Genomic DNA, 18111 nt, shown 5'->3' on the forward strand with positions numbered 1-18111 from the left:
GACTCAAAAAAGTAAAGAAAAAAGTATATATGGAAAAATAAGTATGCAAACTTAAATCTTATCCAAAAAAGTTTTGAGCTCTTGCTCAATGATTTCAATTTGTGCCAGTAATTTTTTATAGGTATCGTGAGAATTTTCTAAATCAGATTCAATTTCTTCAAGAAGCTTTCTTGTTTCCATAGCACCGACATAACTCATACTTGGTTTTGCTTTGTGACATTTCTTTTTGATCACGGCAAAATCACCATTCTCATAATATTCATCCAAGAGTTTAAGGTCATGAAGATTTGTATCGATAATGATCTGAATCATTTCTCTCAACATTTCTTCATCGTCATCTCCGAAGTATTGGATAATCGTTTGTGGACTTATCAGTTCGTACATAAAAACTTTTTTATAAAGAATAATGCATCTTTTACACAATAATCTGTATTTCAATAAATGATTCGAAAGTTAAGGTAATTTTTTTAAATATAATATTTGTACTGAATAAATTAAAACTTATCGCCTCAGAAGCAATTAAAAGGAACAATTCACCGGGCACATTTTTTTATAGTGCAGCTAAAACTTAATTTCGGGACTTCAAAACTGTTTAGCCGATTGACAAGTTAAACTAATAATATTATGAATAAAAATAAGAGAGTGTTTCTGATAATTGCTGTGATTTTTTTTCTGGTAATGTTATATATAGGTTATGACATTTCCAGCAGAACAACATTTCCAGGATCAAAAGGAAATCTAAAAGAAAGAATTGCACCATCAGACAGTTTGAAAATCCATGAGCAAGAAAGAAAAAATTGATATTGACAAAATAGATCTTGACAAAATGAAGGAGATGACCACAGAAACTCCGGGTCTCCTTCCTTACGCCCATCAGTCTGGAGGTGCTGTTATAAAACCCGAAGATAAGGGTAAGATTACAGGTAGGGCTGTTAGCGCCATGCATTCCCAAACCGAAATGCAGATGTCTCAGATTTATCAACAGATGCAATTGCTGGCAGATCAGGCTAAGGCTATCAAAAGTAGGGTAGAAGTTTCCGAAAGGATTTACCAAACGCCGATGAATTTTGAACCCCTGATCAATCACCATTACTTTTTATATGAAAAGGAAGATGATACTGATTTTTTGAGTATGGTATCTCCTGAAGAATGGGGAAGGAAGAAAAGGTTTCGTAAATTCGTAGCAGAAGTCAAGCTTTTGGCTGATCACACTTGGGAAATCATCCGGCAGGGAGAATAAAAAAAGCGAATGCATCAAATCAAAGTTCAAAATCTTATTCAGGTAATCTCATCTGAAATCCCTGATATTGAAATCGATTTTTACTTAGAGGTAAACGAAAAATACCTTGAAGGTAAAGGTGAGCAAATGTTAGGTGGTATTTTTGATTCACTTGAAGGAACTGGCAGACCACCACATTTACATAGCTTGAAGTTTGATTTTAAAGTCAATCGGTTTTTGTTCCTTTATGATGATGAAATTCACTTTAATAGATATCGTATAAAAACTTTTAAAACAGATCTTTATGAGGTTTTTTCTTTTCAATGGCTCGAGGCATATAAACGTCTCTGCAGAACATATGAAAAAGACTGTTTAAAGGCTGGACTGCAGGAACGTATTTGGAATGGTCCTCCAATTGCTTCAAAGGTTTTTGGTAAGAGTGAGGAGTTTGGAGACCTGAGTGGAAATGGTTCCTCAGGTTGGAAGCTGAATGCTTACAATGATGCACAATATGATCTTCTGACAAGATTGCATGGGTATAAAATGATCCGAATTCCACAATATGAAACTTTGATGATTGGGGGAGGATTGAAAAAAATTGATGAACTTTTAAGAAATCCTAAAGAAGAACATCAAAAAGGTATTATCAATTGGATCAATAGGAAAATGGCATAAAAAGAGCCTCAATTTGAAATTTTGAGACTCCTTCATGTTCTATGTCTCTTGATCAATTTTTCTATGCAAATAACCCGTACATTTCTCTGTCTACTCTTTGAACTATTTGAGAAAAATCTTCAGGATGTGCAACAAAATCAAGTTCATTTACATCTACAATCAATAGCTTTCCCTTATCATACGAACTTATCCATTCCTCATAATGGCTGTTCAGGTTTTTAAGGTAATCTATACGGATTGCATTTTCATAATCGCGTCCTCTTTTCTCTATTTGCCCCACTAATTTAGGAATGTCAGCCTTCAGGTAAATCAACAAATCAGGAGCTTTCACAAAATTGATCATAGAGTCAAATAACGCAAGGTAATTTTCATAATCTCTTTCTGAAATCAATTTTGACTTATGCAAGTTGGCTGCAAATATATAAGCATCCTCATAAATTGTCCTGTCTTGTATGACCGATAGGCCACTATCTCTGATTCTTTTAATCTGATTGAACCTGCTGTTTAAAAAGTAAACCTGAAGATGAAATGACCATCGCTTCATGTCTTCATAAAAATCAGCCAGATAAGGGTTGTTGTCTACCGCTTCCAATTCGGCATTCCAACCATAATGTTTAGCCAATTTTGTAGTCAAAGTGGTTTTTCCACTCCCGATGTTTCCAGACACTGCTATATGCATAGTAATTACTTATAATCTTTGGTGCTATTGTATAATGAAAAGAAAGCCTGACAAGTTTCAAAATTTATCAGGCTTTTGGTTTCAAATTTTGATATTGTCTACTTAAACCTTTCAGATACAACCAGTTCTTTGCTACCTGCAGTGTATTTATAAAAGCCTTCACCTGTTTTGGCACCTTTATAACCAGCTTCTACCATGTTTACCAATAGTGGGCATGGAGCATATTTAGGGTTACCAAAACCATCATGAAGTACACGCATAATTGACAAACAAACGTCAAGTCCAATAAAATCTGCAAGTTGTAGAGGTCCCATTGGATGTGCCATTCCGAGTTTCATAACGGTATCGATTTCCTCTATACCTGCAACCCCTTCATATAATGTAAATATCGCCTCGTTTATCATTGGCATGAGTATCCTATTGGCAACAAATCCAGGATAATCATTTACTTCTACCGGCACTTTTGAAAGACCTTTTGAAAGCTCCATAATCTGCGTGGTGACTTCATCTGAAGTGGCATATCCTCTGATGACTTCAACCAATTTCATTACCGGTACAGGATTCATAAAATGCATACCGATTACTTTATCGGGCCTTTTTGTAACCGCTCCGATCTTTGTAATGCTGATTGAGGAAGTATTGCTTGCCAATATGCAGCCTTCGGGAGTAAACTGATCAAGTTGTCTGAAAAGGTCCAATTTGATGTCTAGGTTTTCTGTGGCTGCTTCTACTACTAGATCAGCACTTTTGACTCCTTCTTCAAGAGATGTGAAAGTTTTTATCCTACCCATTGAGGAAGTTTTATCCTCTTCTTTGATGAGTCCCTTGGAAACTTGTCTATCCATATTTTTACTTATGGTTGAAATGGCTTTTTCTAAAGCAGCTGCAGAAATATCCACTAACGAAACAGAATAACCAAACTGGGCAAAAACGTGTGTAATTCCGTTGCCCATTGTACCGGAACCAATCACTGAAATATTTTTCATTTTATTTGGGTTTAGATTTTAACAGAAGAAACACGGCAGGATCAAAATTGTATATCCACACCTAAAATATATTTCTGAGCTTCAAATCTAGTTCGAATATGAAGTAATTCCAATTTCACTTGACATAAAATCCTTACCTTTAAAAGATGAAAGAACTTGGAAAAATCAACAGCCTATTAATCAATAGGTTTACCGAAAACGGGGCTTATCTCGCATTGCAAGAAGGTGGTGAAGTACTTTTACCAAAAAGTTATCTGGATGGATCTGAAGAAGTTGGAAAAGAGTTAGAGGTGTTTGTTTACACCGATTCAGAGGACAGGCCTGTAGCGGTCACCAATCGTCCTGTTGCTTTGTTGGATGAATTTGCCATCATGGAAGTCAAGCAAACAACAAGTTTCGGTGCTTTTATGGATTGGGGATTACCAAAAGATCTTTTTGTACCGTCTGCGGAAATGGCAAAAAATATGGAAGTAGGTGAGAAGTATCTCGTAAGGGTTTGCCTGGATTATAAAACGGACAGATTGATAGGAGTAAGTAAATATGAAGATTTTTTACTTACTGATACCCAAGGATTTGAAGCGGGTCAAAAAATTGAGGTTTTAATTTTCGATGAAAGTGATCTTGGCTATAAGGGTTTGATAGAAGGGAACTTTGAGGGATTGCTTTATAAAAATGAAACATTCCAGCCCATTCAGGTTGGAGATACCGTGAGCGCTTACGTGAAAAAGAGGAGGGATGATGGTAAACTGGACTTACAACTTCTTCCAATAGGCCGTGAGAAATATGAAGAAGGGGCCGAAAAAATTCTCGAAGTCTTAAAAGTCCGGAAATTTTTGCCCCTTCATGATAAATCATCCCCTGAATCTATCAAAGAGTTATTGGGGATGAGTAAAAAGCACTTCAAGCAATCTATAGGTCAGCTTTATAAAGCAAAAAAAATTGCTATAAAGGACGATGGCATTAGCTTAGTCTAATTCCAATATGATATTAGGAGTAATGCAAAGTACCGCCTTATTCTTTTTGATAGCTATTGGAGCTTTGATTAAATGTGGGAATTTTGTCAGTATGGTAAGCCAACTGTCTTCGTCCCACGTTTTTCCTGCAATTTTGGATTGATAATCAGGATGGGCTTTATTCAAGAGATCTTTGGGTCTAAGATTCAATAAATTTAATATCGATCTCCAACCTGTGGTGGTAATGGGTTCCTTTTCGATATTGATTTCATTGACATGGTTTGATACTGCCTTGGCATAGGCCCTCATCTGTTTATCCACACTGTGTGATGGATTGTAATAGAATAATAGTTCATTTGGATGTATTTTCATAATGCATTGGTTTAGAAGTAATTAATATAAGGTTTAAAAAGCATATAACAAAATAAAAGACTGTAAAATTGCTATTTATAGATTTAACCTAAAGTTATTATTGTCAATGGATATAGAAAATTTCAGAACTCAGAGTAAAACAGCTTACCCTAGGAATAAAAAACTATTATCAAAGTTAAGGAAGCAGAAGAGTAAAGACCTGGATAATATATTTGAAATTGCCCATGATGAAAAATTCGAGCATATCTCTTGTCTCGATTGTGCCAATTGCTGTAAAACAACTAGTCCCATATTTATTCAGACAGATATTGAGAGGCTGGCAAAAGTTTTTAAGATGAAACCATCTGTATTTGTAGATACTTACCTGCTTTTGGATGAAGAAGGTGATTATGTTTTAAAAACTTCACCTTGTCCTTTCCTGAATAAGGATAATACCTGTTTGGTGTATGAAGAACGCCCAAAAGCATGTAGAGAATACCCTCACACCAACCGTAAAAACATGCACGGAATACTTAGTTTGACTTTAAGAAATACCCTTGTTTGTCCCGCAGTTTTTGAAATATTTCAAGACTTTGATAAAGATTTTAGGAAGTAAGCAATTCTCTTTACTATTTTAGCGCAGTAAACCTATTGAAGATAACCATGAATAAAGAAGACCAACATTTTTTGGGAGTAGATGTGGGAGGTACCCATCTAAAAATCGGTTTGGTAAGCAAAGACGGTGAAATTGTTTCGTTTGAAAAAATTGATACTGCGCCATACAGAGATGACCCTAAGGGATTTAACATCTGTTTTATTGAGGGTATGGAAGGAATCCTTAAGAAATATCCGCATGTAAGAAAAGTTGGTATTGGCCTGCCAGGATTGATATCCAAAGACAGGACAACCACTTTAGAGATACCGGCAATTCCTGCCCTGAATGGTTTTAACCTTAAAGGAGAGCTGAAGAAAAAATACCCTAATATTTCTTTCTTTTTAGAAAATGATGCGGCTGCTGCTGCCATAGGTGAATACAGGTTTGGGAAAGCAAATCCTCCAAAAAACTTCCTTTTTATTACCATGGGGACAGGTATCGGAAGTGCATTTGTATTGGATGGGGCAGTATTCAAAGGTTCAAGAGGTAATGCGATGGAAATGGGACACATGCTTTCCAGAGGAAATGAGGGTCTTGAAAAATTGATTGGCCGAAATGGGATCCTGAAAATAATGGAAAGGTTTATACAAGGCTACCCTAGGTTAGTAGGAGATTTGGAAAACAAAGAACTTGGAACTCATCTTTTGGTGGATACAGCCAAATTAGGAAATGAGGTGTCGCTAATGGTTTTTGAAGATGTTGGTAGAATTCTAGGGGAAGCAATTGTTTCAGTAATTCGGGTACTTGATGTAACCCATGTTTACTTTGGAGGCGGTATTTCAGCTGGGTTGGAATTTATGATGCCTTCCCTCGAAAAAACTGTAAGACAATACCTCACTCCATATTATGTAAATGATCTGGTATTGACGAAGGCTACATTGAAGAATGATGCAGGCACCTTAGGCGCAGCGGCATTGTGTTTTATGGAAGAAGATGATTAAATGAATCCAAATAAAAAGTAAAAAGAAGGTCTTAAAACCTTCTTTTTTTGTTTTTAGGGATCCAAAGTACTGATGGTAACCTCACTGACCCGGCTCATCGCATTTAATCTGAAAATTACTTTTATGGGATCAGATTTTAAATCTTCTGAATCACAGTCAGGGCTGGGTTCTACGTAGTAAATAAAAAAGTTTTGACTTCTATCAGCCAATTCTACCCTGTCTGGTTTTCCAAACGTCTTTAGCAATGCTTGATTGTCTTTGCCGAGAAGTTCGTTTTTCACCAACCTGAAGGCATCAATTTGAGGCTCTCTCAAACCCAAGCATCCATTTCTGTCTTTTTTCCAAGCTTCTAAATCCATGCCATCAAGATCTACTTTTAATGAACATGCGCTTATTGAAATCATCAATAAAAGTGAAAGGATGTAAGTATTTAGATTTTTTGACATGTATTAGGCTTGATAAATATTGTTTGATATTGGATTTTCGTAAAAATAGGCTTGTACTTCATACGGAAAAAGAGTTTCTATCTATTTAATTTTACACTGTTCTGAAACTGAAATTAAATTTTTTGAATAATTTTTTTCTTGGATCATGATTTAAATATTTTTCCTAAACGTCAGACAGTTGGATATCAATCATAAGATAAACGCATTATTTAAAACCGAAATTGAGCTAAACAGTTTCAATTTTGTCTAAGCTTTAATCTTTATATTAGCACGCTAAAATATTATCACCTATGTATTATCGATTCGGAAAAGTATTCCACTTCTTATCTATCATGTTTTTCATATTGGTTTTCATTTATATCTACTCTTCGGTACCAGAAACAGTAGCCTATGAAATAGATGACCAAGGAATCATGGTCAAAGGATTCAGTAGAAATTCATTCTTTTATGTCGGGATTGTGATTTTTGCTGTCTTGAATATTTCATTGGCTTTACCGGCCAAGATGATAGAAAAACAAAGTACAGCAAATTTGAAAAGGTTATTCCCAATTGGAGATAAGTTTCGGGATTACATGTTGACTTGGATTTTTAGCTTTATAGGGATCGTAAATGTCTCCTTATGTATTTTGACGCTTTTTGTCCATAGCATCAATAACCAAAATGAAATAAGCAGTAGCTCATTTAGTGGATTCTTTTATATGGTACCAATACTTTTTGTGACTTGGATTGTCGCATTGTTTTGGATTTTATCTCAAAAATTCAAAACATTACAACATGGAACTTAAGAGACATATGCATATCTGCTATTTTGCCTCATGATACATTACCTATCAATTTTAATTTGATAAGATATTTATGGATATTCGCCTTTACCGGTATGAGTAACTCATCTTTTCTACAACTGTAATAAAAGATTAACTCCATAAAATTACAAAGCTTTAAAAATATTACCCATAGGAATAAAAATGGCTGAAAACGTACAATACACAGAAGATAGTATTAAGTCCTTGGATTGGAGAGAACATATCAGGCTCAGGCCTGGGATGTATATCGGTAAACTAGGTGACGGAAGTGCGCAAGATGATGGAATTTATGTATTGGTCAAGGAAGTATTGGATAACAGTATTGACGAACACATGATGGGTTATGGCAGAACCATAGATATCAAGATTTCTGAACACAGGGTTGAAATCAGAGATTATGGACGAGGAATCCCTCTGGGAAAAGTGATCGATTGTGTTTCCAAGATCAATACTGGTGGTAAATATGATTCAGGAGCATTCCAAAAATCCGTAGGTCTAAATGGTGTGGGTACTAAAGCGGTCAATGCCTTGTCCGATTACTTTAAAGTACAGTCATATAGAGATGGTGAAACCAAAGTGGCGGAATTTGAAAAGGGTATTCTTAAAGATGAACGAAAAATAGAAAAGACCTCAGACAGGAATGGAACTAAAGTAATTTTTACCCCTGATGCCTCAGTATTTAAAAACTATCATTTTATCCCAGAGTACCTGGAAAATCAGATTTGGAATTATGCCTTTCTTAACGCGGGCCTCACAATAAATTATAATGGCAAAAAATTCTTTTCTGAAAGAGGGCTCTATGACCTTTTGATGAGAAGAGTTGACGAAGATTCAATCAGGTATCCAATCATTCACCTTAAGGGTAACGATATAGAAATGGCAATTACTCATTCCAACCAATATGGAGAAGAGTATTATTCATTTGTCAATGGCCAGTTTACTACTCAGGGAGGTACTCATTTAGCAGCTTTCAGAGAAGCCTTGGTCAAATCTGTCCGGGAATTCTATAAAAAAGATTATGATGCCTCAGATATTAGACAGAGTATAGTGGGAGCCATAGCCATAAGGGTTCAGGAACCCGTATTTGAATCCCAGACCAAAACCAAATTGGGATCCCAATCCGTTGGTCCTGATGGACCAACATTAAGGACTTTTGTTAATGATTTTGTCAAAACAGAGTTGGATAATTACCTTCATAAAAACCCAATAGTAGCAGATGCTTTACTTAAGCGCATTTTGCAATCAGAGCGGGAGAGAAAAGAAATATCAGGCATTAAAAAACTTGCCAATGAACGGGCTAAAAAAGCCAATCTACACAATAAAAAGCTAAGAGATTGCAGGGTTCATTATGACGACCCCAAAGCAGATGAGGAGAAAAAGAACAATACCATGCTGTTCATAACTGAAGGAGACTCTGCATCTGGATCTATTACCAAATCGCGCGATGTACAGACTCAGGCAGTTTTTTCCCTAAGAGGTAAACCTCTTAACTGTTATGGAATGACCAAAAAGGTGGTGTATGAGAACGAGGAATTCAATTTACTTCAGCATGCCCTCAATATTGAAGATGGTATAGAAGGTCTTCGTTTTCGTAAAATTGTCATTGCTACCGATGCTGATGTAGATGGTATGCACATCCGTTTGCTGATCATGACATACTTCCTCCAATTTTTCCCTGACTTAGTAAAAAACGGACATCTGTTCATCTTGGATACACCATTATTTAGAGTAAGAAATAAAAAGGAAACCCTCTATTGCTACACCGACGAAGAAAGGCAAAGGGCAATTCACAAACTTGGGAAGTCCGCTGAAATTACCCGTTTCAAAGGTTTGGGTGAGATTTCACCAGACGAATTCGGTAATTTTATTGGAGAGGATATTCGCTTGGACCCTATTATTCTCAATAAGGATACAAAAGTGGCCGATCTACTTGGGTTTTACATGGGAAAAAATACACCAAATAGACAGACCTTTATCATAGATAATCTTAAAATTGAAAAGGATTATGCATTCGACGACCCAGCCAAAAATCCGGTCGAAGAAGAAAATGAGGAAAGTGAAGCAGCATAAAACCGTTCCTTAATAGTAAAAAAAGAGTAACCCTTAGCGTATTTCATCTTCCGTGAAATGCCAACATCATTTTTATAAATCTAGAAACATAAGTTTGAATGAGCGATAGTACAAACAATCCTGAAAAGGACGAAAGCTTACACGAGTCGATTCCCGTTACAGGGATGTACAAAGATTGGTTCTTGGATTACGCTTCTTATGTGATTTTAGAACGAGCAGTTCCAGCGATTGAAGATGGACTTAAGCCCGTTCAGCGTCGCATCCTTCACGCCATGAAAGAAATGGATGATGGAAGGTTCAACAAGGTGGCTAATATCATTGGGCAATCAATGCAATATCACCCACATGGAGATGCCTCTATAGGTGATGCAATTGTCAACCTGGGTCAAAAAGACTTATTGATAGAAACGCAGGGCAATTGGGGGGATATCCGGACAGGGGACTCTGCAGCGGCTGCAAGGTATATTGAGGCGCGCTTGTCAAAATTCGCCTTAGAAGTAGTTTTCAATGCTCAGACCACAGAGTGGCAGCTTTCTTATGATGGTAGAAAAAGAGAACCCATTACCTTGCCTGTGAAGTTTCCTTTGCTTTTGGCTCAAGGCGTAGAGGGTATAGCTGTAGGTCTATCAACCAAGATTTTACCTCACAATTTTTGTGAATTGATAGCTGGATCCATCGCTATTTTGAATGGGGAAAAGACCAATGTACTTCCTGATTTTCCAACTGGAGGACTGGCAGATTTTTCAGAATACAATGAAGGACTCAGGGGAAGCAGGGTAAAAGTCAGAGCAAGAATAGAAGAAGAAGACAGCAAAACACTTCTTGTCAAGGATATTCCTTTCGGAACTACGACAAATTCAATTATCGACTCTATCATTAAAGCAAATGATAAAGGAAAAATCAAAATCAAGAAGGTAGTTGACAATACTGCCAAAGATGTAGAAATACAAATTCAATTGGCTCCGGGACAATCTCCTGATATGACAATTGATGCTCTTTATGCCTTTACGGATTGTGAAGTCAGCATCTCTCCCAATGCTTGTGTTATCATTAAAGATAAGCCTGTATTCTTAACGGTCAATGAGATATTAGAATACAATACCAAGCAAACAAGGGCCTTGCTTAAACGTGAATTGGAGATCCGGAAGGCAGAGTTGATGGAGAAATTGCTTTTCTCCTCTTTGGAAAAAATATTCATTGAAAATAGGATATATCGTGATATAGAGGAATGTACTACTTGGGAATCTGTAATTGAAACAATTGATAGGGGATTGGACCCTTTTAAACCTGAGTTTTATAGAGAAATTACTACTGAGGACATCGTAAGACTTACAGAAATCAAAATCAAGCGTATTTCCAAATTTGATACCTTCAAGGCTGATGAACTGATGCGGAAGCTTCAGGAAGAATTGAAAGAGGTCAATTATAATCTTAAGCACCTTACAGAATATGCCATTAAATATTATGAGAACCTACTGACAAAATATGGTAAGGGCAGGGAGAGGAAAACAGAAATACGTGCTTTTGACACCATTGAAGCTACAGTAGTGGCAGCAAACAATGCCAAGCTCTATGTAAATAGGGTAGATGGATTTGTAGGATATGGCCTGAAGAAAGATGAGTTTGTCTGTGATTGCTCAGACCTTGATGATATTATCGTCATCAGAAGAGATGGGAAATGTGTAGTTACCAGAATTCAGGAAAAGGGATTTGTGGGAAAAGACATTCTGCATGTAGCTGTTTTTAGAAAAGGTGATGAACGTATGGTCTACAACCTCATTTATCTTGATGGTGGAACAGGAAGAGCTATGGTCAAACGATTCCAGGTACTTGCTGTCACTAGGGATAGGGAATATGAATTAACAAAGGGATCAAAAGGGTCTAAGGTAATGTACCTGACAGCGAATGCAAATGGAGAAGCTGAGACTGTGACTGTATACTTGACCCAAGGTGCAAAAGCTAGAGTGAAGGTCTTTGATTTTGATTTTGCTTCGATAGAAATAAAGGGAAGAGGTGCAGGAGGAAATATCCTTACCAAGTATCCTGTCAGGAAAATTCAACTTAAAATGGAAGGAGTGTCCACACTTGGAGGACTTGACATATACTATGATTCAGTCATAGGCAGACTCAATACTGATGAAAGAGGAAAATTGATCGGTAATTTTCTGGGTGATGATAAAATAATTGTCTTTTACAAAAATGGAGAATATGAACTTACTTCCTTTGAATTGACCAATAGATACGATGGAAACAATGTTTCTCTGATCGAAAAATTTGATCCCCAAAAAGTGATTTCTGTCATTTACTATGATGGTGCCACCAAAACCCATTTTGTGAAGCGCTTTTTGATAGAGACATCAACGATGAACAAGAAGTTTAATGTGATTTCTGATCACAAAAACTCTGTTTTGAAAGTTGTTTCGACTGAAAAGCAACCTCAGGTAAAAGCCCTTTTAAAGAAAGGAAAAGAGGAAGAAGAACAGGAGTACGATCTTGATATGCTTATCGACGTCAAAGGCTGGAAAGCCATTGGCAATAAGCTTTCATCTCATGAAGTGGTATCATTGACTTTGATCGATGATAAACCTAAAGAAGATGTCAAAACATCAGATAAAGACCCTAAGAATACTTCAGATAAGTCTGAAGATGATGAAAACCTGGAAATTGGCTCTACAGTTGAATTGAAAGTCAAAAAGGAAGAAGAAGATAAGGATCAGTTGGGATTGTTTTGAAAGAGAGAAGTAATAGACAAGAGAGAAACACTACAATAATCTGTACAATCAAAAATTGGTTGAATCTCAAATAACCCCATTGAAATCCCAGTTTTAGGCATTTAATCAATTCGGCTTACACAACCTTGAAAAGGTTTAACGTGAAATTGGTTGTAAACAAATTAAGAGTATGACAAAGGAGATTTTTGATTGGTCTTATCAACTATCATGTTTCATCTTATAAATGCCCTTTAGGTATAAGTAGCCAAATCCAAGACAAATTATCGAACTAATAACCATAAAGGTCATTTTAGCTTGGAGTTCATTTAAATAGGGGTGATCCATCATTATTACCATAGGTACTCCCAAAAGTCCACGCAAGAAAAACACAATACAAATAGCAATCAATACAGGTTTCATCAAAGGGAGCTTAGGAATTAATCCTGCTCCGGAAAATGCATAAAGTGCCCAAACGGCTAAAATAAAAGAGATGAATAAAGTAACTAAGATCGGTTCGGACATTCCCATCTCGGCTTGCTGAGCCATTCCTTCTCCTGCACCAAAAAACCGGTACCAATCAGGACCTCCTATAACAATCCCTACGTGCATGAATGATACAATGCTGGTCAGACTGCCTGCCCAAAAAAGATAATTATTCATAAAAGAAAATATTTAAGAAAAATAGCCCTCAGAAATTAAACTGAGGGCTATATTTTTATTTCCGGATAACCGGAATTTTGATTTGACTTGGATATTTATTGGAATGGTGGATAGTATTGGTTGCTACTACACCTTCAGTTTCATCATAGTTATTTCCACCTGTATTGAGGTTCCTGTCAAACCTCGGGAAATTTGAACTAGAAATTTCTATACGGATGCTATGTCCCTCCTTAAAAAAATTTGAAGTTGACATTGGAGTCATGTTTACCTCATAGACTTTACCGCTCTCCATGAATACCTCTTTTTCGTACCCATCTCTGTAGCGTACCCTTTGAATGGTTTCGTCTAAATTATAGGCTTTTCCATCAGGATATACATCAATGATTTTGATGGTCAAATCTGTGTCTTTTACATCCGAGGATAGGTAAAGTTTAGCCTCAATAAATCCACTTACCTCAATACCTTCTTGCAATGGTTCTGAAGTGTAAACCAGGATGTCTTCCCGCATTTCCATTTCCTGTTGATCAAAAGCACCTCCTTGGACAGAATTTCCTGCGCAGCAAACATTACCACCATAAGAGGTGACCGGATCCATTGGGTCGTATTTAAATGAGTCAGGATTATCTCTTCCAGCTTTTTTATTTCCCAAAGCACCATCACCCATCCTGCTATTTGCATTTCCTTTGCTATTCAGGTAATAGGTTTCCATTTTTGCCTCTTTTGGAGGCCAGGTATCAGAGGTTTGCCATTCATTAGACCCCATGGTAAAATAGGTGACTTTAGGCATGTCAAGAATTGCATTTTGATCACCTTTAAGCCAATAATCAAACCATTTAAATGTAATACCGGGATCTGGTAACCGTGCATCACCCATGCTTCTTTCCCCGACAATAGTGTTTTCTGTAGCCCTTAAAAATGCACAGTGAAGGGTAGGAGCGATGATCAGAAATTGATTTTCCTTTGTGTTTTCATTTTTAGCGGTTTCCCTGATATGGTTGTACATGGCTAAGTTGGGACTTGTAGCTACATCATACCAGGAGACAAACCAGAAGGCAGGTTTTTCAAAATCCATATCATCATGAAAAAGTCCACCTTCATACCATTTTGGATCATTTGGTTTTCTTGTAATCATCTCCTCATAGATTCCTTTGGGGCCATTTACATTTCTGATAATATCCTTTACAGGTAAATGTTTGAATGACTCAGACCAATCCACTCTAGGATATCTAGGGGCCATATCATAAAATCGCTGAAGTCGAAGCAGGTCTTCCTGAGCTATTCCATCAGGTAATTTTGGAGCCATTGGGTCGTGTTGGGTTCCGTATAACCAAGAAGTAAACAACATCTGACCTGCACCACCTCTATACCAGTTTCCTTGCTCATAATAATCACCAATCCTGCCTACACCTGCCCCAAATCCTTGTGGTACCAATGCAGTGTGGGCTGGATGATCTAGAGAAGCTACCGCCATTTGCCATTCTGCCGTTGAAGAACAACCAATAGTACCAATTTTCCCATTACTCCAATTTTGATTGGACATCCAATCAAAAGCATCGTATCCATCGGTCAACGGAACGCCTAAAATATCCCAATCTCCTTCAGAAAAAAATCTTCCTCTTTCATTTTGGATGACATAAGCATATCCTCTTTTCACATACTCCAGTGCCGTTTCCATATGCCTTGTTGCCAGCTCTCCATTACTATATGAATTGAACTGATAGGGTGTTCTTGAAAAAACTATAGGGACTGGATCTTCAGTTTTTGGTCTATAAATATCAGTGGCCAGGCGTACACCGTCACGCATTGGCATCATCACCTTTTGGTCTACAACCGCCACTTCATGCAGTTGGTCCAGGATACTTTTTTCCTGGGCAAATGACAATCCGTAAAGAAGGCATGTAAAGATGAGTATAAGAGAAAATCGTTTTTGGGTCATTTTTCTGTTTGTCTTTAGTGAACTATGAAAGTAAATAATTAATCTCTAAGAAATAAAAAAACACCCATTTCTTAAATATGAACAGGGTGTTTTTATATAATTAGCAGAAAATGAAACCTGATTGGTAAGTATATTTTTAAATTAAAACATCAATTGTTTTTAAAATTGAACGTGTTTTTCAGTTTATCTCCAAAAGTATCATTGTTCTTTTTTCTCTTGGCACGAGCTCTCTTTCTCTTTCTTTTCTTTTGTTCCTTACTTTTTACCAATACAGTCCTTGCAGAAATCCCAACTTGCCCCCTAAAAAATTCTTCCCTGCCTGATAAGTTTACGTTTGGCTTATAATCGAGAGAGATAACAGTGTTAAGCACTGTCATTTCTATACCTGCTATCAGATCAACACCGGTAGTAGGGTTGCCATAAGTGTGTATGATTTGCATGGATTCGGGATCTTTTATTTTACTTTCTTCCCATCCAGATGAAATCCCAGCCCCATAATAATAATTAAACCTTTTGGAGATAATTGGCTTATGGCGTTGCGCCAGAAGGTGAAAAGTAGTATTTCTGGAAAAATCAGATTGTACAATGCCTTCTAAAGTTACATTTTTCAATACTCTTTGTTGGGCTGAAAGACCAAAAGTTCGACTATAGTCATTACTACCCATTCTTAATCCTACTGCTGTTCCATATCGTTGCGCTTCTGCCTGCTGATGGAAGCCTAATAAGAATAGAATGGAGATAAATAAGAGGCACTTTTGCATAATAATCAGGTTTTCAGGCCTATTACACTAAAATCGTTCCAATTAAAAGATCTTTCACCAATCTTCATCTTCTTTTTCGTCAATTATGCTTAAATCGTTAAATATCAGCTTTTTAAAAGTTTCATTGTAGTCTTCAGATAAAAGCTCAAATTCAGATTTATTTAGAAATTCATTCACTTTGAGTAATGCTTCAAACGTAGGGGATTTGGTATGGATTGGGATTTTAAAAATCCTATCATCATTTTTCAGGAAAGGTGTTTCTTCTTTTCCACCATAAAAATAAGGAATGAGTGTAGTGGCACAACTTAGCCCAATGGAATCTATACGATACTCATTAAAATAGCTATTTAACCTGGAGTTAATTTGATCGAAAAATTCTAAAGTTTCTGCCAAACGAACTCTTGATCCTGCTCTGGATTTGCCTTTAGTTTTAAGGTGCTTTATTTGACTCTTACCTTGTTTTTTTCGGACCATGTAAGCTCGAAAAACTTTATGGTCTAATAATTCTCCATTTTCAAAAAATCCAACTGCTGCCTGCCCCGAACGAATTAGTATCAAAACGTAGTTTATAAAATCAGTTTCACGTAATTTTTCGTTTTCTTCATCGAAATCCAAACCCAAGGAAAAACGTAAACTTGCAATACTTTCTTCTTTGTGATTTTTAAAAATTATTTTCCTTTTTTTTGGTTTTTTTTCAATCTGTAAATCACTGTTAAAAAGAAGGTTAAAAGATTGAATTGTTTTTTCAGTGTCTAAAAGTACATTTTTCATGGTGTAAAATTTAAAGATTGACCCATACTGGTCTCATTTTTGTTCCAAAGATTTTATTCTATGCAGCATACAGTAGACCAACTCATAGCACGGATGTGCGACCCTCAGGAAAAGGAGGCTTATTTCTTCGCAGATAAGCTCTCAAAGATAGGCAATCAAGAGGTAATCGATAAGCTGATTTTGATACTGAAATCAGAAAATTACGAAAATGCAATTCTTGCAGCCAGGGCACTTGGAAATATTGAGGAAAATGAAAGCGCATTGGAGGATCTTTTTGAGGTTATCCACAGTAAAGAAAATAAGCTCCGAAACGGGATTTTCGTTCAAACACTTGAAGGATATGACTTGTCAGACCGCTTCGTGGATTTATTCAGGCTGTACCTGTTTGGTAATTTCAAAACTTCTGCGCTGGCAAAAGAATTACTAGATACTGTTGAATTTGAGTTGACTCCCAGAGTCCTGAAAAAAATAGAAAAACACTGGAGTCACTTCAAAAATAATATCGATCAAAATTCAGATGAATTTGAAATAAAAAGGTCAGAAGTAGAAATAATGCTGGAAGAAATTAGAGAAATTTTTTCTGAAGAATAAACAACAATTGATTACGAATAAAAGTTATAAGTATATGAAATTCAGGGATGTAATACTGCTACACGAGGAGTTTTTGGCCGATTTCGGTTTTAGGTTGGATAATAAATCCCTGCATTATACGAAGACATTTGAGGAAGGAAGGCAGATGGTGTTTTTTCACTATACCCACCATGACGATGTTTCTTACTTAGAGTATCACCTTGGAGTTCGTTATGATAATATTGAAAATATCGTTCATAGATTTTTACCCTCTTTAGGGGACTACAAGGAGAGAAGTATAACCTTGGTAGAGACAATGGATAGAATCGATAATGAAATGCCAAGGAGATTTTTGGTAGAAAATGACCTTGAAGTTGGGTCTGTTATTGAAACTGCAGAGGATTTTTTAATCAAAAAAGGCTTTAGATTCTTAGACAAATTTTCGAAGGGAAGAATGTTGGAGACATATTTTAATTCCGATACAAGTACTCCGATAGTAACCCAAAACTTCACTTATAGATCAGCAAGAGGAATCACACTTGCCAAATTTTATAATCCAGAGCGCTTTGAAGCCATCAAAAGCGAATACCTTGATATGTTGAATGAAAAGCAGGTAACCCCATTCAACTTAGCTTGTTTCATTAACCTCATTGATTATCTAGAGCACCTTTAATATTTTCTTTTTACACCACTGATGGCTTTTGCAGTCAAAGGATCTTCAGGCCATGAATGTTTGGGATATCTTTGTTTGAGTTCTTTTTTAACTTCAAAATATGTGTTTTTCCAAAAGTTATTTAAATCTGAAGTTACCTGAACAGGCTTGAATCCAGGTGATAATAAGTGAAGGAGTAGTTGTGTTTTTCCATTATTGATTGTTGGTGTTTCCAGCCAGCCAAAAACTTCCTGAATCCTAACAGCTAATAT

At 36.5% G+C, this 18111-nt stretch carries 21 protein-coding genes; 11 read left to right on the forward strand and 10 right to left on the reverse strand.

Translation table 11 applies throughout. The features are described from left to right. Positions 1-51: 51 nt before the first annotated feature. Positions 52-384 carry an Hpt domain-containing protein gene (locus EA341_RS16855; RefSeq protein ID WP_293016337.1) on the reverse strand — a complete coding sequence of 111 codons (333 nt, stop codon included), beginning with the start codon at positions 382-384 and terminating at the stop codon, positions 52-54. Positions 385-624: 240 nt separating this feature from the next. Here EA341_RS16855 and EA341_RS16860 point away from each other — a divergent pair, with 240 nt between their 5' ends. From EA341_RS16860 to EA341_RS16870, 3 genes are read left to right on the forward strand one after another with little or no spacing between them, the layout of a single operon-like run. Beyond that, entirely contained in the window at positions 625-801 is a 177-nt protein-coding gene (locus EA341_RS16860; RefSeq protein WP_293016338.1) for a hypothetical protein, read from the forward strand. Further along, complete coding sequence (locus tag EA341_RS16865; protein ID WP_293016339.1) at positions 779-1240, forward strand: DUF2452 domain-containing protein; 462 nt, start codon at positions 779-781, stop codon at positions 1238-1240. Before EA341_RS16860 ends, EA341_RS16865 begins: the two co-directional genes overlap by 23 nt. A 9-nt stretch (positions 1241-1249) precedes the next feature. Beyond that, complete coding sequence (locus tag EA341_RS16870; protein ID WP_293016340.1) at positions 1250-1894, forward strand: hypothetical protein; 645 nt, start codon at positions 1250-1252, stop codon at positions 1892-1894. 61 nt (positions 1895-1955) lie between these two features. Here the strand turns inward: EA341_RS16870 and EA341_RS16875 are convergent, their stop codons facing one another. Together EA341_RS16875 and EA341_RS16880 are read right to left on the reverse strand one after the other, a co-directional pair. After that, positions 1956-2573 (reverse strand): deoxynucleoside kinase, encoded by a 618-nt coding sequence (locus tag EA341_RS16875; protein ID WP_293016341.1) that lies wholly within the window; start codon positions 2571-2573, stop codon positions 1956-1958. A gap of 98 nt (positions 2574-2671) precedes the next feature. Then, the gene (locus tag EA341_RS16880; RefSeq protein ID WP_293016342.1) at positions 2672-3559 is read right to left on the reverse strand and encodes a 3-hydroxyacyl-CoA dehydrogenase family protein; all 888 of its coding nucleotides are present in this window, start codon (positions 3557-3559) and stop codon (positions 2672-2674) included. 146 nt (positions 3560-3705) lie between these two features. Between EA341_RS16880 and EA341_RS16885 the strand changes: the two genes are divergently transcribed. After that, positions 3706-4533 (forward strand): S1-like domain-containing RNA-binding protein, encoded by an 828-nt coding sequence (locus EA341_RS16885; protein ID WP_293016343.1) that lies wholly within the window; start codon positions 3706-3708, stop codon positions 4531-4533. On the opposite strand, the gene EA341_RS16890 is transcribed toward EA341_RS16885, so the two are convergent. Beyond that, positions 4525-4884 (reverse strand): glutaredoxin, encoded by a 360-nt coding sequence (locus EA341_RS16890; RefSeq protein ID WP_293016344.1) that lies wholly within the window; start codon positions 4882-4884, stop codon positions 4525-4527. The genes EA341_RS16885 and EA341_RS16890 overlap by 9 nt on opposite strands. A 106-nt stretch (positions 4885-4990) precedes the next feature. On the opposite strand from EA341_RS16890, the gene EA341_RS16895 reads away from it, so the two are divergent. Together EA341_RS16895 and EA341_RS16900 are read left to right on the forward strand one after the other, a co-directional pair. Beyond that, a complete protein-coding gene (locus tag EA341_RS16895; RefSeq protein WP_293016345.1) occupies positions 4991-5479 on the forward strand; it encodes a YkgJ family cysteine cluster protein in 489 nt (162 codons plus the stop codon). 47 nt (positions 5480-5526) lie between these two features. Next, positions 5527-6459 (forward strand): ROK family protein, encoded by a 933-nt coding sequence (locus EA341_RS16900; protein ID WP_293016346.1) that lies wholly within the window; start codon positions 5527-5529, stop codon positions 6457-6459. A 53-nt stretch (positions 6460-6512) separates the two neighbouring features. Here the strand turns inward: EA341_RS16900 and EA341_RS16905 are convergent, their stop codons facing one another. After that, complete coding sequence (locus EA341_RS16905; protein ID WP_293016347.1) at positions 6513-6905, reverse strand: hypothetical protein; 393 nt, start codon at positions 6903-6905, stop codon at positions 6513-6515. 290 nt (positions 6906-7195) lie between these two features. Here EA341_RS16905 and EA341_RS16910 point away from each other — a divergent pair, with 290 nt between their 5' ends. From EA341_RS16910 to EA341_RS16920, 3 genes are all read left to right on the forward strand, one after another. Next, the gene (locus EA341_RS16910; protein ID WP_293016348.1) at positions 7196-7690 is read left to right on the forward strand and encodes a DNA topoisomerase IV; all 495 of its coding nucleotides are present in this window, start codon (positions 7196-7198) and stop codon (positions 7688-7690) included. Between the two features lie 180 nt (positions 7691-7870). Further along, positions 7871-9778 (forward strand): DNA topoisomerase IV subunit B, encoded by a 1908-nt coding sequence (locus tag EA341_RS16915; protein ID WP_293016349.1) that lies wholly within the window; start codon positions 7871-7873, stop codon positions 9776-9778. A gap of 98 nt (positions 9779-9876) precedes the next feature. Next, positions 9877-12510: a DNA gyrase/topoisomerase IV subunit A gene (locus EA341_RS16920; RefSeq protein WP_293016350.1), complete on the forward strand. Its 2634-nt coding sequence runs from the start codon at positions 9877-9879 to the stop codon at positions 12508-12510. A gap of 198 nt (positions 12511-12708) precedes the next feature. Here EA341_RS16920 and EA341_RS16925 read toward each other — a convergent pair whose 3' ends face one another. The 4 genes from EA341_RS16925 to EA341_RS16940 form a co-directional block, all read right to left on the reverse strand. Continuing rightward, complete coding sequence (locus EA341_RS16925; protein WP_293016351.1) at positions 12709-13149, reverse strand: hypothetical protein; 441 nt, start codon at positions 13147-13149, stop codon at positions 12709-12711. Between the two features lie 55 nt (positions 13150-13204). Further along, a complete protein-coding gene (locus EA341_RS16930) occupies positions 13205-15085 on the reverse strand; it encodes a CocE/NonD family hydrolase (protein ID WP_293016352.1) in 1881 nt (626 codons plus the stop codon). Positions 15086-15234: 149 nt separating this feature from the next. After that, positions 15235-15846, reverse strand: coding sequence for a hypothetical protein (locus EA341_RS16935; protein ID WP_293016353.1), 612 nt, complete (start codon positions 15844-15846; stop codon positions 15235-15237). Between the two features lie 54 nt (positions 15847-15900). Continuing rightward, positions 15901-16617, reverse strand: coding sequence for a hypothetical protein (locus tag EA341_RS16940; protein ID WP_293016354.1), 717 nt, complete (start codon positions 16615-16617; stop codon positions 15901-15903). Positions 16618-16677: 60 nt separating this feature from the next. Between EA341_RS16940 and EA341_RS16945 the strand changes: the two genes are divergently transcribed. Together EA341_RS16945 and EA341_RS16950 are read left to right on the forward strand one after the other, a co-directional pair. Continuing rightward, positions 16678-17208, forward strand: coding sequence for a HEAT repeat domain-containing protein (locus tag EA341_RS16945; protein WP_293016355.1), 531 nt, complete (start codon positions 16678-16680; stop codon positions 17206-17208). 34 nt (positions 17209-17242) lie between these two features. Continuing rightward, positions 17243-17860, forward strand: a complete 618-nt coding sequence (locus EA341_RS16950) for a hypothetical protein (RefSeq protein WP_293016356.1) — start codon at positions 17243-17245, stop codon at positions 17858-17860. Here the strand turns inward: EA341_RS16950 and EA341_RS16955 are convergent. Beyond that, positions 17857-18111, reverse strand: a 255-nt coding sequence (locus EA341_RS16955) for an ATP-dependent helicase C-terminal domain-containing protein (protein ID WP_293016357.1), incomplete at its 5' end; no start/stop codon positions are given. The two genes, EA341_RS16950 and EA341_RS16955, sit on opposite strands and share 4 nt — an antisense overlap.

The organism is Mongoliibacter sp., assembly GCF_007692705.1.
Taxonomy (GTDB): Bacteria; Bacteroidota; Bacteroidia; order Cytophagales; family Cyclobacteriaceae; genus Mongoliibacter.

What these genes read in the sequence shown, in the direction of transcription:
- EA341_RS16865 (WP_293016339.1), top strand. Translation starts at nt 779, where the DNA reads ATGAGCAAGAAAGAAAAAATTGATATTGACAAAATAGATCTTGACAAA.
- EA341_RS16940 (WP_293016354.1), bottom strand. Translation starts at nt 16,617, where the DNA reads ATGAAAAATGTACTTTTAGACACTGAAAAAACAATTCAATCTTTTAAC.
- EA341_RS16870 (WP_293016340.1), top strand. Translation starts at nt 1,250, where the DNA reads ATGCATCAAATCAAAGTTCAAAATCTTATTCAGGTAATCTCATCTGAA.
- EA341_RS16920 (WP_293016350.1), top strand. Translation starts at nt 9,877, where the DNA reads ATGAGCGATAGTACAAACAATCCTGAAAAGGACGAAAGCTTACACGAG.
- EA341_RS16890 (WP_293016344.1), bottom strand. Translation starts at nt 4,884, where the DNA reads ATGAAAATACATCCAAATGAACTATTATTCTATTACAATCCATCACAC.
- EA341_RS16915 (WP_293016349.1), top strand. Translation starts at nt 7,871, where the DNA reads ATGGCTGAAAACGTACAATACACAGAAGATAGTATTAAGTCCTTGGAT.
- EA341_RS16855 (WP_293016337.1), bottom strand. Translation starts at nt 384, where the DNA reads ATGTACGAACTGATAAGTCCACAAACGATTATCCAATACTTCGGAGAT.
- EA341_RS16895 (WP_293016345.1), top strand. Translation starts at nt 4,991, where the DNA reads ATGGATATAGAAAATTTCAGAACTCAGAGTAAAACAGCTTACCCTAGG.
- EA341_RS16950 (WP_293016356.1), top strand. Translation starts at nt 17,243, where the DNA reads ATGAAATTCAGGGATGTAATACTGCTACACGAGGAGTTTTTGGCCGAT.
- EA341_RS16860 (WP_293016338.1), top strand. Translation starts at nt 625, where the DNA reads ATGAATAAAAATAAGAGAGTGTTTCTGATAATTGCTGTGATTTTTTTT.
- EA341_RS16875 (WP_293016341.1), bottom strand. Translation starts at nt 2,573, where the DNA reads ATGCATATAGCAGTGTCTGGAAACATCGGGAGTGGAAAAACCACTTTG.
- EA341_RS16910 (WP_293016348.1), top strand. Translation starts at nt 7,196, where the DNA reads ATGTATTATCGATTCGGAAAAGTATTCCACTTCTTATCTATCATGTTT.
- EA341_RS16925 (WP_293016351.1), bottom strand. Translation starts at nt 13,149, where the DNA reads ATGAATAATTATCTTTTTTGGGCAGGCAGTCTGACCAGCATTGTATCA.
- EA341_RS16945 (WP_293016355.1), top strand. Translation starts at nt 16,678, where the DNA reads ATGCAGCATACAGTAGACCAACTCATAGCACGGATGTGCGACCCTCAG.
- EA341_RS16880 (WP_293016342.1), bottom strand. Translation starts at nt 3,559, where the DNA reads ATGAAAAATATTTCAGTGATTGGTTCCGGTACAATGGGCAACGGAATT.
- EA341_RS16885 (WP_293016343.1), top strand. Translation starts at nt 3,706, where the DNA reads ATGAAAGAACTTGGAAAAATCAACAGCCTATTAATCAATAGGTTTACC.
- EA341_RS16905 (WP_293016347.1), bottom strand. Translation starts at nt 6,905, where the DNA reads ATGTCAAAAAATCTAAATACTTACATCCTTTCACTTTTATTGATGATT.
- EA341_RS16935 (WP_293016353.1), bottom strand. Translation starts at nt 15,846, where the DNA reads ATGCAAAAGTGCCTCTTATTTATCTCCATTCTATTCTTATTAGGCTTC.
- EA341_RS16900 (WP_293016346.1), top strand. Translation starts at nt 5,527, where the DNA reads ATGAATAAAGAAGACCAACATTTTTTGGGAGTAGATGTGGGAGGTACC.
- EA341_RS16930 (WP_293016352.1), bottom strand. Translation starts at nt 15,085, where the DNA reads ATGACCCAAAAACGATTTTCTCTTATACTCATCTTTACATGCCTTCTT.